This window comes from Salinivibrio kushneri, assembly GCF_027286325.1.
GTDB lineage: Bacteria > Pseudomonadota > Gammaproteobacteria > Enterobacterales > Vibrionaceae > Salinivibrio > Salinivibrio kushneri_A.
On the sequence record NZ_CP114589.1, the window covers coordinates 512,296 to 525,332 of the forward strand.

General features: G+C 50.7%; 16 protein-coding genes. 7 read left to right on the top strand and 9 right to left on the bottom strand.

What is annotated here, in order from left to right; genetic code table 11:
* Positions 1 to 112 precede the first annotated feature (112 nt).
* The gene (locus N8M53_RS15120; RefSeq protein WP_269580172.1) at positions 113 to 502 is read left to right on the top strand and encodes an XRE family transcriptional regulator; all 390 of its coding nucleotides are present in this window, start codon (positions 113 to 115) and stop codon (positions 500 to 502) included.
* Here the strand turns inward: N8M53_RS15120 and N8M53_RS15125 are convergent.
* The 4 genes from N8M53_RS15125 to pdsR form a co-directional block, all read right to left on the bottom strand.
* Positions 470 to 676 (bottom strand): DUF1289 domain-containing protein, encoded by a 207-nt coding sequence (locus tag N8M53_RS15125; RefSeq protein WP_269580173.1) that lies wholly within the window; start codon positions 674 to 676, stop codon positions 470 to 472. The genes N8M53_RS15120 and N8M53_RS15125 overlap by 33 nt on opposite strands.
* Positions 677 to 766: 90 nt before the next feature.
* Entirely contained in the window at positions 767 to 1,435 is a 669-nt protein-coding gene (locus N8M53_RS15130; RefSeq protein ID WP_269580174.1) for a glutathione S-transferase family protein, read from the bottom strand.
* A 141-nt stretch (positions 1,436 to 1,576) separates the two neighbouring features.
* Positions 1,577 to 3,787 carry a proteobacterial dedicated sortase system histidine kinase gene (gene pdsS / locus N8M53_RS15135; RefSeq protein WP_269580175.1) on the bottom strand — a complete coding sequence of 737 codons (2,211 nt, stop codon included), beginning with the start codon at positions 3,785 to 3,787 and terminating at the stop codon, positions 1,577 to 1,579.
* Entirely contained in the window at positions 3,784 to 4,482 is a 699-nt protein-coding gene (gene pdsR / locus N8M53_RS15140; RefSeq protein WP_269580176.1) for a proteobacterial dedicated sortase system response regulator, read from the bottom strand. Before pdsR ends, pdsS begins: the two co-directional genes overlap by 4 nt.
* Before the next feature lie 201 nt (positions 4,483 to 4,683).
* Between pdsR and pdsO the strand changes: the two genes are divergently transcribed.
* Positions 4,684 to 5,403 (top strand): sortase-associated OmpA-like protein PdsO, encoded by a 720-nt coding sequence (gene pdsO, locus N8M53_RS15145; RefSeq protein ID WP_269580177.1) that lies wholly within the window; start codon positions 4,684 to 4,686, stop codon positions 5,401 to 5,403.
* Between the two features lie 94 nt (positions 5,404 to 5,497).
* Complete coding sequence (locus tag N8M53_RS15150) at positions 5,498 to 5,926, top strand: GNAT family N-acetyltransferase (protein WP_269580178.1); 429 nt, start codon at positions 5,498 to 5,500, stop codon at positions 5,924 to 5,926.
* 7 nt (positions 5,927 to 5,933) lie between these two features.
* On the opposite strand, the gene N8M53_RS15155 is transcribed toward N8M53_RS15150, so the two are convergent.
* The 3 genes from N8M53_RS15155 to N8M53_RS15165 form a co-directional block, all read right to left on the bottom strand.
* Positions 5,934 to 6,458 (bottom strand): methylated-DNA--[protein]-cysteine S-methyltransferase, encoded by a 525-nt coding sequence (locus N8M53_RS15155; protein WP_269580179.1) that lies wholly within the window; start codon positions 6,456 to 6,458, stop codon positions 5,934 to 5,936.
* Positions 6,459 to 6,498: 40 nt separating this feature from the next.
* Positions 6,499 to 6,930, bottom strand: a complete 432-nt coding sequence (locus N8M53_RS15160; protein WP_269580180.1) for a DUF3010 family protein — start codon at positions 6,928 to 6,930, stop codon at positions 6,499 to 6,501.
* 76 nt (positions 6,931 to 7,006) lie between these two features.
* Positions 7,007 to 8,158, bottom strand: coding sequence for an HD-GYP domain-containing protein (locus N8M53_RS15165; RefSeq protein WP_269580181.1), 1,152 nt, complete (start codon positions 8,156 to 8,158; stop codon positions 7,007 to 7,009).
* Between the two features lie 182 nt (positions 8,159 to 8,340).
* Between N8M53_RS15165 and N8M53_RS15170 the strand changes: the two genes are divergently transcribed.
* Both N8M53_RS15170 and N8M53_RS15175 read left to right on the top strand, forming a co-directional pair.
* Complete coding sequence (locus N8M53_RS15170; protein ID WP_269580182.1) at positions 8,341 to 8,880, top strand: NUDIX hydrolase; 540 nt, start codon at positions 8,341 to 8,343, stop codon at positions 8,878 to 8,880.
* A gap of 14 nt (positions 8,881 to 8,894) precedes the next feature.
* On the top strand, positions 8,895 to 9,122 hold the full coding sequence (locus N8M53_RS15175) for a DUF3820 family protein (RefSeq protein WP_420066619.1): 228 nt from the start codon (positions 8,895 to 8,897) through the stop codon (positions 9,120 to 9,122).
* Here N8M53_RS15175 and N8M53_RS15180 read toward each other — a convergent pair.
* Positions 9,119 to 9,637: a hypothetical protein gene (locus tag N8M53_RS15180; RefSeq protein ID WP_269580184.1), complete on the bottom strand. Its 519-nt coding sequence runs from the start codon at positions 9,635 to 9,637 to the stop codon at positions 9,119 to 9,121. The two genes, N8M53_RS15175 and N8M53_RS15180, sit on opposite strands and share 4 nt — an antisense overlap.
* 209 nt (positions 9,638 to 9,846) lie before the next feature.
* Between N8M53_RS15180 and N8M53_RS15185 the strand changes: the two genes are divergently transcribed.
* On the top strand, positions 9,847 to 11,544 hold the full coding sequence (locus tag N8M53_RS15185; RefSeq protein ID WP_269580185.1) for an SgrR family transcriptional regulator: 1,698 nt from the start codon (positions 9,847 to 9,849) through the stop codon (positions 11,542 to 11,544).
* On the opposite strand, the gene N8M53_RS15190 is transcribed toward N8M53_RS15185, so the two are convergent.
* Positions 11,541 to 12,194 carry a hypothetical protein gene (locus N8M53_RS15190; protein ID WP_269580186.1) on the bottom strand — a complete coding sequence of 218 codons (654 nt, stop codon included), beginning with the start codon at positions 12,192 to 12,194 and terminating at the stop codon, positions 11,541 to 11,543. The genes N8M53_RS15185 and N8M53_RS15190 overlap by 4 nt on opposite strands.
* Positions 12,195 to 12,600: 406 nt before the next feature.
* Between N8M53_RS15190 and N8M53_RS15195 the strand changes: the two genes are divergently transcribed.
* Positions 12,601 to 13,029, top strand: a complete 429-nt coding sequence (locus N8M53_RS15195; RefSeq protein ID WP_269580187.1) for a hypothetical protein — start codon at positions 12,601 to 12,603, stop codon at positions 13,027 to 13,029.
* The last annotated feature ends 8 nt before the right edge of the window (positions 13,030 to 13,037 follow it).

The following is a 13,037-nucleotide window of genomic DNA, read 5'->3' on the forward strand; positions in this document are numbered from 1 at the left end:
ACACGGATCCTAACCGAGCCGCGCGATTCCAGCAAGATTTACTCGCCGTTTACCCGGCGCTGACATTGTGGAGTAATGGGTTGCTAGGCTAGTGGCTTTTAAACGATAGCCAATGGAAACCGTGATGACGTTTAATGACCAAGACAGACAGGCTTTGTACGAAACATGGATGTCTTATAAAGCCAAAGCTCGGATTACCCAGATAGAAATGGCAAAAAAGTTAGAGATCAGCCACCTTAGCTTTTCTCGGTGTATTCACGGTGACGCCGTCCTTGATAGCCGATTTGTGTTTGCGTTTTGTCAGGCGATGGGCGTTGAGCCGAACAAGGTTCTCCCCAGCTTGCGCGACCGCGAGCAGATTGATCAAGATGTCTTGGTCACCAGCAAGGTGATTGTCGATGGAGCTATTGAAGCGGTGCACTATGAAGGAAGCACGGTGATTATTGAGTATCGTAAGCCGCTTGCGCCTTCAGCCAGTGCGGCGCTTGAACGGGTTTCGTGAGCGGCGAGGCGGCTCAGTAGAGCAAGGATCAGGTCGATTTGCTAGCTCTAACATAATCGTTTCGCGCTCGTTGTCTGTCATCTTTCCCCAGTGAACAATTTCGTCAAGCGTGCGTTTGCAACCGACGCAAATGTCTTCTTCGCGCCGACAGTGACCAATGCAAGGTGTTAACACGCGACCTCCTCAAAACGACCAAAACCGCAGACAGGCAGCTAACAAACTGCCTGTCTGACTCGAACGTGACGCGCTAGTATAGCGATTCTGCTATCGCGTCACCATACCACGTACCTGCTTTGCACGTTCATCATCCGTGGCTTCTTTAGGTGCGGGAGTGATTAAGGCTTTTTGACAAGCAGGACGTGCCGCGAGTTTATCTAGCCACGCTTGTAGCGCGTCTAATCCGCTAACATCGACACCGCTCCATTCATGGATCCTAGCCCAGGGCCAGGTTGCCATATCGGCAATGGTATAGCTATCTCCTGCCAAGTAAGGGTGCTGTTGCAGTTGCTTATCGACCACTTCAAGGAGGCGGCGGCCTTCTTTTTGATAGCGTTCAATGGCAGCGGGGATCTTCTCTGGGAAATAGCGGTAGAAGACATTGGCTTGCCCCATCATTGGCCCCACGCCCCCCATTTGGAACATTAGCCACTGAATCGCTTGTGAGCGCGCCTTGGGATCGCTGGGTAAGAATTGCCCCGTTTTTTCTGCGAGATACAACAAAATCGCCCCTGACTCAAAAACCGGAAAATCGCCATTGGCTTTATCGACAATCGCAGGAATGCGGCCATTGGGGTTGATGGCTAAAAAGTCGGGCTGTTTTTGCTCATTGGCCATTAAATCAACGCTGTGTAGTTGATAATCCAGCCCCATTTCTTCTAGTGCAATGGCGACTTTCTGGCCGTTAGGTGTGGCGGCAGAATAAAATTCAATCATATTGGCTCCTTGCTCGGGGCGTCACGCTATATGTGACCCAATGAAAAGTGTGACCCCATGAAAAGTACGGGCCCTTATCAGTGTCGGGCACCATTAATCAGTATTGGGGTCAATGTGGTTGAGATCAATCAGTGTGATTAACTACGTATGAGGCCATATAAGTGACAGTGTCACTCCATCTTGCTGTGGCCGATTATCAGCGACAAGATCGGCTTGATGAAAGTCAGCAATCAGCCGTGCGATATACAGCCCTAAGCCAAGGTGAGGTTTGTCTGCGCTGTGGCCTTCAGGGCGGACACTGACCATAGAGTTAAACAGTTGCTCGCGCATATGTTCGGGGAGCAATGGACCGTGATTGCTTACTGTCATGGCTGCCTGATGGGCATCTTGTGACAGCGTCAGTGAGATAGGCGCGGTCCCATCATCAAACTCCACGGCGTTGGACACAAGCTTGTCTAGCAACTGCGCAAGGTAGTCGGGAACCCCCAACACTTCTACAGTGTGATGGGGAAGGCTTAAGGTAAAAGCCTTATCTGGATAAGCGAATTGGTAGCCTTGGGTACACCCTTCCAGCAAGGCATTGAGATTGACCGTTTCCTTGTCAGCATTATCAAAGCTCTGCTCTAGGCGTGTGGCTTCGGTTAACGTCGACAAAATCCCCGCGAGACGATGAACCCCATCTTGCGCGCGATTAATGTAGGTCAATTGCTCTGGGTTTTCCTGCGTGTAGGCCATATTCTCGAGCGAGGAGCGAACCACCGCAATCGGCGTACGTAGCTCGTGGGATAACCGCGAGCTCATGGCTTCCAAATAGTGGTTATAGCCGGCAATTCGGCTGACCATATCAGCCATAGTGCGTGACAGCCGACCAATCTCATCATGGCTATGCGTGGTGGTGATGTGCCCTGTGACCCGGCCTTGGCTATCGATTGCATGATCGGCCTCGTGCTGGAGGCGGCGTAAACGCTTGGCGATATGGGATCCAAATAAGAGCAGTAACAGCACGCCAGTGCAAATCACTGCAAGCATGACTGAAAAGAGGGTTTCCAATGCGTCATTACGTAAACTGCGAATGCCGTTGGTGGTCTCTTCGACGATCACCGCACCGGCGACATGGTCGTCGAGCCAGATTGGGTAGGCAGCCGATAAGATCATCGCTTGGTTATCGTCCGAACTGCGCCAACCCGCATAAGGCCGTCCTTGCAACGCTTGCTGTGCCTGGACACCCTGGTAAATAGAGGCTTGCTGCATGGCGTCGATGAAGTGATCGGGTGGTGTCACGAGTAAGCGGTCATACCAGGGGCGTAGCAGTGTATCAGTTATCCAGGGGATCAAACCCTCTGATTGGTGTGAAGGTGACTGAGGTTGCCAAACGCCATTAGAGGTTTGAATATCGCCATCCTTGGCGAGCACGCGACTGTGCTTGTCGACGACCCAAACCCGTGACGCATCGTTATTCATTCGTTCAACCAGAGATTGGATTGCGGCAGAGGGCATCATAAAGCTGCCAAGTGTCGTGGGCGAGCGCGTTGAAGCACTGCCAATGATGGCGTTGAGTGGCCGCTCGAAACCATTGCCGCGATCGTAATAGGCGAGGGCTAATTGCTGACCCACCCATGTTGCCGGAAGTTTCACTTCAATGCTGTAGCCTTGGTCTGTAGTTTGCCATTTTGCCGCGATGGGTAAAGGCTGAGCGGGGCCTTCGGTCGAGGTCTCATCGGCCAGCTTGGGCAGCCCATTGGCGAGATGAGTAATGTGGGCATTATCGCTATTGCGGGCCTGGCTTATCGCGACGCGATAAAACGCCCCCTGGGGTGACGTGAGCGCGATAATCACGTGGTCTTGGCTGGTGATATCCCCCTTTTTCTGGGCCGGTGTGGGGGTAGCATCGGTGACATTGAGACCGAAATAAACAGAATAGGTATTGCTGCCGGTGAGCACTGACAACGCTAATTGGTCGCTGTGGTAGGGGCGTTGATTAAAAATCAGGCCATCACGCTGATAGAGGCGCTGATGATGGCGATCGCGCTGCCAATCGTCCAAGTCACCGTCCAAGGTTATCGGGTGATTGAGGCGAAACGCGTGCAGATCTTTTCCTGGGTCGAGCTGAGAGGGAGTGTCTCGATAGGAAAACAAGCTGGGCCGGTCATTCATTCCCATGGCAAAGGCGCGTGCGGTGCCCATCAGGGTTTGCTCTTGCCCTTGCCGTAATACGGTTTCCATCTCCCACACATATTGATACCCCAGATAGGGCAGCAGCAGCAAAAAGCTCGATAGCACCACTATTTTGGTGCGGATCCCAGCTAGATGTTGCCATACGCGACGCGCAAATGGGCGTAACCTAGCGATCATGCTGATGCCTCGTCCCAGCGATACCCCATGCCATAAACCGTACTAATACAGTCAAATTGGCTATCAACGACCATAAACTTTTTGCGAATACGCTTAATGTGTGAGGTGATAGTGCTGTCATCCACCACCGCGTGTGCTTCATCCATGAGTGCTTGACGGCTTTTAACATGCCCGGGTCGTTTTACGAGGGCGTGCACCATCCAAAATTCGGTCACGGTGAGGTCAATAAGCGTTTCATGCCAATAGACGCGCATCCGATCGAGATCGAGGTACAGCGGGCCGCAATGGAGACGCTTATCTTCCTTTGAGGGTGTTTGTGCCAATAGATCAGAGCGTCGGAATAATGCTGCAATACGTGCCATTAAGTGCGGCAAAGACACATCCTTGGTGAGATAGTCATCCGCGCCCATTCTCAGACCGACCACGGTATCAATATCACTGTCGCGAGCGGTGAGGAATATAATCGGCACCGTCGCCGACAAGGCGCGGAGGGATTGGCAAAGGGCAAACCCTCCATCGATTTCACTCCCTAAACCAATATCGATGATCGCCAGATCGGGCAATTGCTGCTCAAAGGCCGCCTGCGCGCTGGGCCGGTCTTGGTAGGTGTGGACTTGGTAACCCTGGCGGCGGATAACATCGGCGTAGTTTTCTCGGATCGCCGCATCATCTTCCACTATCGCGATGTGTTTCATAACGTTGTCTTCTTACTTGCGTTGTGATGACTATACCCAAACTGTGTGCAGAGAAAACCCTCTTCTCGCATGAAATGTAAATTGCCATTTTTTTGCCACTATTGATCGCCAGATTGCCATTTTTACTCCCGCAAAATGCCTTAAGTGCTTGCTTTAATAGCGCCATACCAACCAGCACGATTAATCGTAAGCGAGGATAAGATGGATATTAAAAAACAACTGACTCACTCTGTATTTGCCGTTTCAATGTTTGCGGTTGCCACGCCACAAGGGATGGCCGCCAGTGAGGTTGAACGCAATAAACAACCTGAGTTGATCGGGATGGGAAGTGGTGCCATTGCTGGGGCGGTAGTGGCAGGCCCCGTCGGTGCGGTTGCAGGGGCCATTATTGGCACTGTGATGGGGCAAAATGCCAGCTATGAAGACTTGGCCAACGAGCAGGGTGATACGATTCAAACTATCCGAGGCGAGAATCAATCGCTGAGTCGTATTAGCCAAAAATATAATGAGGCGCAGCTTGAGCTGGCGCGTTTGCGCAGTGCGCAGAATCAGGTAGACGATCTTGCCTTAGCGATGAACATTCAGTTTCGCACGAGCTCGGCTGATATTGAGCCGCACTTTATGATCCAGCTTGATGAGCTTGCCGGGTTTATTCAACAAATGCCAAATGCTCAATGGCAACTCGCAGGCTATGCCGATCCAAGAGGGCGTCAAGGCTATAACCAAGCGCTATCGGAACGTCGTGTGCAAGCAGTAAAAGATTATCTGGTATCGGTGGGTGTTGATCCGCGTCAGCTCAATACGGTGGCGTATGGAGACAGTCAGCCATTGGATAGCCAAGCGGGTAATGAGGGTTTTTTCTTTGACCGTCGCGTGACGGTAAGCCGTATGGCGGGGACGCAAACCGCTCAAATTAAGTAGAAAATAATTATTACAATCAAAGGTATATGAATTCCCGCCGGTATATTGAACCAGTCGTTTGCAGGTGGGGATCATCCAAATAAGGAAGGCGACAATGATAAGGCAAGCTACTGATAAAGATATCGATACAATTAGCCAACTCTGCGCCCGTTGCCAGTCAGATGAGATAGATAAACGTCAGATGCGGCGCCACATCAAGCACTTACTCAATCAGGACTTGGTGTCAGTGAGCGTGGCCGAGCTGTGCGGTTTGGTGGCGGGTGTGGTGGTCTGTCAAGTGATCCCACAATTGGGTTTGTCAGGCCACATGGGGCGCATTAGTACCATTATTGTTGATGAACCGTTCCGCGATATGACCTTGGGCCGTCAACTGCTTATGGCTGCCGAGCACGCACTGATGGCAAAAGGATGTGATCACATTGAAGTGGTTCCAAGCTACCAAAAAGATGACGCACAAAGTTTTTATATACACTGTGGTTTTCATCTGACCCCAGAACGCCTGGTCAAACCGCTTGCCGCGTGAGCGGATGCTACGGCAGGGCTGGGTCTGCGCCGATCAGTTCGGTTGAGACATAATCAGGCCACTTACCTGTGGCCTCCCACATCAGCAAGGTACGCTTGGCGGTTAAACCACCCCCATAGCCGACCAACTGTCCTCGGCGGCCAATAATCCGGTGACAAGGGATAATAATAGAAATCGGATTTTTGCCATTGGCGCTGCCCACGGCTTGGTTGGCTTTGGGGTTACCAATACGATGAGAAATCGCTTGATAGCTAGCCGTTTCACCAAAGGGAATGGATTGCAGTGCCTGCCATACACGCTGTTGAAAGGCCGTGCCCTGCGGTGCAAGTGGCACCGAGAATGTCTGTCGCGTGCCAGCAAAGTACTCATCAAGTTGCTGGCAGGCCTGCTCGAGAATAGCGGCGCTTTCTTGCGAACGGATTTGATCAATGTGATTCGGTGCGCGATTAGGGAGGTACAGAGCCGTTAATCCCTGTTTATTGGCCAGCAGTGTTAATGGCCCTAGCGGGGAAGAGTAGATTTTCGTGCTCATGGTACCTCCGTGTTCGGCGCGTTATTCTTTGTCTTTATTACTATTTTTTATCTTTATTACAATAGGCGCAAGCGGTAAGAAAGGCGTTTTCCTGAAACTGCTTTAAGCCTAGTTCCTTTAAATTTACGTCGATGGGATGACGTTTTAGCGTTTGTTTCATCACGCTGGAGGAGAAAACTTCCGCGTCAACGCCTTCGATGAGCTGCAGAGCGGCCTCCATTTTGAAGCCGGCACTGCTCCCTGCAAATTTGCCTTTGGTCTGGCGCTCACGGATAACGATTTTGTCCACCTGATAATCTTCGATGAGTTTGCTCATGGTGCGATGGAAATGTTGAATGCTTTCTTGGGCTTCTGGCGAGGGCAGTGTGATTTTCTTGGCTCGACATTCAGGCACCGAAAACAAATCGTTGTCACTATCGAGTAACACAATATTCGCTTCGTTAGCTTTTAAATCAACCGCGCAAACTCTCATTTTTCTCTCTCTTTCTTAAAAGGCATTTTCACTGAGGGAGGGCAGTATACGCAAAAGCCTTCGCCTCGTCACAGGATTAACGAAAGGCATCAACACGAATATCGAGTGCCATTTCGCTGGTGGCACGGGCGATACGCAAATCATGGCGCTTATCGAGATCAACATATTCCACTTCACGAAACCGCTGACTCCGAACCGAATAGAACAACTTGACCACAGGGCGGGTCAACTCGTCTAGGTTTTCTTGCCATACCAAGCCGACACGTCCATCCGCCAGCTCAACGAGAGAGCCAACAGGGTAAAAGCCAATACATTGAATAAAGGCGCGCAATAAAGTGGGATCCAAATGAAACGGCGTGAGTCCCATCATGATTTTAAAGGCTTCAGACGGCGACATCGCCCGCTTGTAACAGCGGTCAGCTGTCAATGCATCATAAATATCGACAATGCCACTCATACGGCCAATGGTGTGTAACTGTTCTCCTTTTAGCCCGTTTGGATAACCATTACCGTCCAGTTTCTCGTGATGCATCAAACTCACATCGCGGGCGATTTGTGAGAGATCTGGGATACTGTCTAAGACCGGTTGAGAAAACACTTGATGGAGTTTCATGTGGTCGAATTCTTCAGCGGTGAGTTTGCCCGGTTTGTTGAGCACTTCATCGGCAACCAGCACTTTACCGATATCATGCACTAGCCCACCGACGGCAAGCTCTTGCAAAGTCGCATGATCAAACCCTAGATGCCTGCCAAAGCTCACCAACAAAAAGGCCACGTTGAGCGAGTGCTCCATCAGGTAGGCACTTTTATCCCGAATGCCGCTGATCCAGGCAATGGCGTGTTGACGCTCAAAAATGTTGTCGACAATGTTACTGCCCAATGCCTCAAGGGGCGCAACATCAATGGCTTTATTGGCATAAATGTCATTTAACAAGCGACTCAGTTGTTGCTTCGATGAATCGATGAGCGCACGTGCTTTGTCGATATCCGCGCCGGTTGACGCATACTTACCTTGATAGAGTGTGCCTTTGTACTGGATTTCATTGATATCTAGGATCTGATCAGCATCTATCCAGACATAGTTAACGCCACTTTGTTTTAGTTTTTGGATAGTCTCAGGACGGCGAACATAGCCTGGCTTTGCCATGCGTGTTCGGGCATGTTCAGTTTCGATTTGTTCAACATACATACCAAGGGTTAGCTGCTGTATGTCAATTTTTTGCAACATCCTAGATTGTCCTTCCTGCAACATTATCCTGACTTGCATCACAGCATCAGTATTACTCAAATAGCGTACTAACGGTATTTAAACGCGGATAAAATTAAGTTTTTGTGCGCGCAGAAATCATCCGCTTTGTGATGCGTTATGTGTGATATGCTTGTGCGCCTTTTTTAATGACGCGAGTGACTATGCAAATCATAGCCAAACATACGGATGAGCGGGTACTACCGCTGGCAGGTAAAGCCATTATCAAGCGAAATGCTGCGCGAGCCATCGCGTTAGATGGCGATGAGATTTTGCTGATGTATACCGCACGTTATGATGATTATTCGCTCCCCGGTGGCGGTATGGATGAGGGGGAAACCCCAGAGCAAGCCATGATCCGTGAGTTAGAAGAAGAGACAGGCGCGCAACATATTCGAGATATTCGCCCGTTTGGCTGCTTTGAGGAATACCGCCCTTGGTATCGTGACGGCGCCGATGTGATGCACATGTTGTCTTACTGCTTCTATTGCCAAGTCGATCGAGAGCTCGGCACTCCCACGTTCGAGCACTACGAGATCCATAACGGTATGCGGCCCGTGTGGGTGAGCATTGGCTATGCAATTGCGCATAACAAAGCGGTGATGGCAAACAGTGAGAAAGCAGGACAATCGCTAGTACGTGAAACTATGTTGCTTGAGATGATCGCAAGTCAACGTCTTGAACAGCGACACGCCACCGCCTAATACGGAATGCATTGATGGATAAACAACAGCTTATTAAGTTAGCCACCCTGCCCATGCCTTTCGGAAAATATGCTGGGCGGGTGTTGATTGATCTGCCTGAAGAATACTTACTGTGGTTTCAAAACAAAGCCGAGTTTCCGAAAGGCGAGTTAGGAGAGCTGATGCAATTGTGCTTGGCATTAAAAGTGGAAGGGCTTGAGGAAGTGGTGGCTCCCCTCAAAAATCAGCGTCTCTCCCGCTAGCGGGCGATGACCCATAGCCTGTCATCGCCGCTCTCGTCCTGAGTGAGCGCATAGAGAAGTTGTGCTTGTGCATTCTCATCAGGGGCGACGACATCATAAATACCACTAACTGCTTGACCATCTAACACTGTGTCGACCCGCATAGCGGCGGCGCAGGTTTCCCCATTTAGAGTACCGATACATAGAGACACCGTGGCGTCAGCAATTTCAACGCCATCTTCAAGGGCTAGTTGCGCGAAATAGGCCAGCATATTGGCGCGATCTGACTCTGGCCACTGTTGCGCCTGAAGCTTGGCATACTGAATCATCAGTGGGTGATTGTCGACCCAATAGAGAGTGAGTGGCTGATGAGTGGGTGCGTTTGGTTTGTCAAAAGGTTGTGGGGGATGAGCAGCGGCATGATAGATATCAAAACCCGCAAGGCTTTCCTTGGTTGGGAATTGCGCTTTTTTTACGTGGCAAGCCATCCAGCGTTGTTTGATATCAAAATGGGAAATAACAGCCGGCGCGATCATAAACACCCTATTCATTATCGACAAAGAGGAAGCATCATAACTGAGTCGGTTGGAATAACAAACCACTGTCGGGGAATGGCGGTTTGTAATGCCTGCCAGAGATCACAGCCTGAGTGCGAGTGATCAAGATATGAGCAGACGTCATGCCTTGTTCTGCGTAAAATAGGAAATACTTCCACTGGTTTTTGTGATTATTGGGTTCCTCTTTTATGTCAGGTCAGCGACTTCGCGCACAGTTCACCCGCCTTTATCATCACTTTAACGGCGACGATACCGATACCACACTACAGGCCGTCGCTGACATTTTGGCATGTACGCGGCGTAATGCGCGGATGGTGCTGAGTAAACTAGAAGAGCAAGGCTGGCTGACCTGGCAGCCTTCCGTGGGGAGAGGGAAGCTCTCACGCCTTGCGTTCTTGCGCAGCGAAATAGCACTAAGAGAAGAGCAGGCCGCACATTGGTTGGGGCAGGGCAAAATGGATCAAGCCTTGGCGTGCCTTGACCATGATTCGACCAAACTCGCGGCGTTAATTCAAAAGCAAATGGGACCGAGTACGCAAAACGGTCGGCAAATTGTACGCTTACCTTATTACCGCCAGCTTGAAACCCTCGACCCTTGTAAGCCTTTGCGCCGTTCCGAGCAGCATATCGTGGGGCAAATCTTCAATGGCTTGGTGCGATATGGTGACAGTGAGCGGGTTGTGGCACCGGATTTAGCCCATCATTGGGAAGCGGTATCAGCGACACATTGGCGGTTTTATCTTCGCCCGGGTGTTCGTTTTCATGATGGCCGGCTGATGGGTGAGCAGGATGTGATCGCAAGCTTATCTAACCTTTCAACACGGCGATTCTTTGCTCATCTTTTACGTGTCGAGTCACCGGGACCGCGGATGATTGATGTGTACCTTTCCTCACCTGACCCGAGGTTTGATCATACGCTTACCTTGCCTGAAGCAGTTGTTCGCCCGGCTGAGCGACAAAAAAGCAAGCAATGTGACGATCAACCGATAGGTACGGGCCCCTATCGCGTGGTAGAGAAGCAACCACATCGCTTAGTGCTTGAGGCATTTGATGAGTATTTTGGGTATCGCGCGCTGACCGATGAAATTCAGATTATGGTCTTTGACGAGGCGGCGATGTGTTACTTAACCCCGAGTACATCGTTGACGCCGGAACGATTAGCAAGCCACCAAACCAAGCTTAGTCAAAAACTAGAGATGGATCAGGGAGCGGGTTACCTGTTGCTGAATTGTCGCGATGGATTGGCGAAACAGGCAGCTTGGCGTGAATACTTGCATGCCAAGCTGTCATCTTTGCAGCTGCTTCCGCGTTTGGCGCATTGTGGCATGGGCGAGTACCGGCTTTTTAACGCTTATGGGCTGATGCCTGGCTGGATGCATCATGAGCAAGGAGACGCAGCGCCAAGTGCGCCAGCGCCGACTTCACTGACGGTCGCGTATCTATCTGAGCACCCTTTGTATCCGATTATTGCGAAAGCGATGCAGGCACATTTAAGTGAGGATGGCATTCAAGTTAACACTCTCGCACTATCTTCTGCTGATTACTTTAGCGGTCAACATGGTCGTAAAATCGATATTTGGCTGGGGGCATTGAGTTTTGGCGAGCGCGGTCAGGCGGGTTTATTCAACTGGCTTGGCACGCATGATCTTATCTTGAGTGCTTGTACTGATCATATGCTCGAAACCATTGACGCCTATACACAGCGCTGGCGAGAGACACAAGATGATGGCTGTGCGGAAAACTTGGCCCGACACTTAGTGGCCCACCAAATGGTACCGCTGTTTCATATCTGGATGGGCGTCATGGCGACGCCAGATCTACAGGATGTGGCATCGAATGCTGTGGGTTGGTTTGATTTTAAATCAGTGTGGCATAAGCCGCATTAAAGACTATTTGTGTCCTCTTCCGCACCGAGCGGGAACGTGGCGGTGAGTAGAAGGTATTTGTGCAACGGTAAGCCATCCTTTTTGCGAAACAAAGGGTGAAATATACGGTATCTTCCCTCGGTTAACCCCAAGGGTGCGATGGTTTCAGCAAGGCTCGACGTCGCATTGGTTAGTCGGATACCTTGTGCTCTGTAGGCGTCAGCATGGATAGGTTGATGGCCTAACCACCAAGAAGGGATGGCTTTGCTGGCGTTGGTGCGGTCAATCCAGTGATCACTAACCACAATCACGCGCCCAGGCTCGGCAGGGTTTGTGATGCCATGATTCAGTAGCCAAGCAACGTCACGCACCAAAGCATCACGACAGGCGTTATTGCCGCTGAGTAGGCGGTGGGCAAGAATGTATATCGCACTGCCGTCAAGTTGTAGTTGATAAACGGTTTGGCTATGCGGGCGAGTATCATCAAGTAAGTTAAACTGTGCGGGCTTGTCGTGTGCCTCTAGCACTCGCATGAGTCGACGTGCGAGTGCTTTGCCCATGTGGGGATCACGCATCCCTCGGTTATGAACCGTCGGGTAGTGATGCTCGCACAATTTGACGCAATCTTGCTGAAACTGGCGCAGTGCCAGCGAGATCAGATCATCTAACAAAAACCCGTTACTCCTACCAAAAACGTCTTGAAGCGGATGCTCCCTTGTTGTGCAGACTCTTAAAGGTGCACAGTCTAAAGTATGCAGTATATCACTTAAATCGCCCAATAAATCAGGGAGAAACGCTACTTTGTGCGCACTTTCTCATCGCTTTAGCTTTGAAACTGATGATCGGTGTCCTTTTGGGATGCGCAAACGGCACGATCGGCAACAAGCACGCATACGAGTATTGGCAGATTATTGCCACCCTGTTCGGCTAGATACCGGTGAATGGACCTCAGCGTGCCGTCGATTTCGATAAAGTAGAACACAAAATACGCAGGATGGTTTGTTTCTTCATCATATTTCTCTTGGCACCAAAATTGCTACTGTGTCATTGCATGTTTCAGTGATACAACGGAATACAATGAATTTTAACGTTTTGCTTCGTAGGATAATTTGGCTGATAGCCGCTTCTGTCCCTGTTTCTTCTTACGCGGCTGATGGCCTTGCGGCGGGGGTTTTCCTTGGCTCGCCAATGTCAGGTGTGACCGTGAAACAAAATCAGTTCAAAATCCAAGCGGGTATCGATAAGTTCGGGGTGGCAGTGGATGGCACGTGGAACTTGGGAGAATGGCTCGGGCGGATGGAATATGCACCGATGTACGTGTACGCTGGTGGACAGTGGGTGGATGACTCAACGCACCAATGGGGGCCGCGAGCAGGGCTCGGCGTGACGCTTCCGGTTGGCACTGGCGATATGGAGTTGTTCGCCGAGGCGGGCACGACGTGGTATTGGGAGGAGAAAGGCGATATTGAGTTTGAAGGAGCCGCTGGGGCGCGCATTTATTTCTAGCCTGTTCC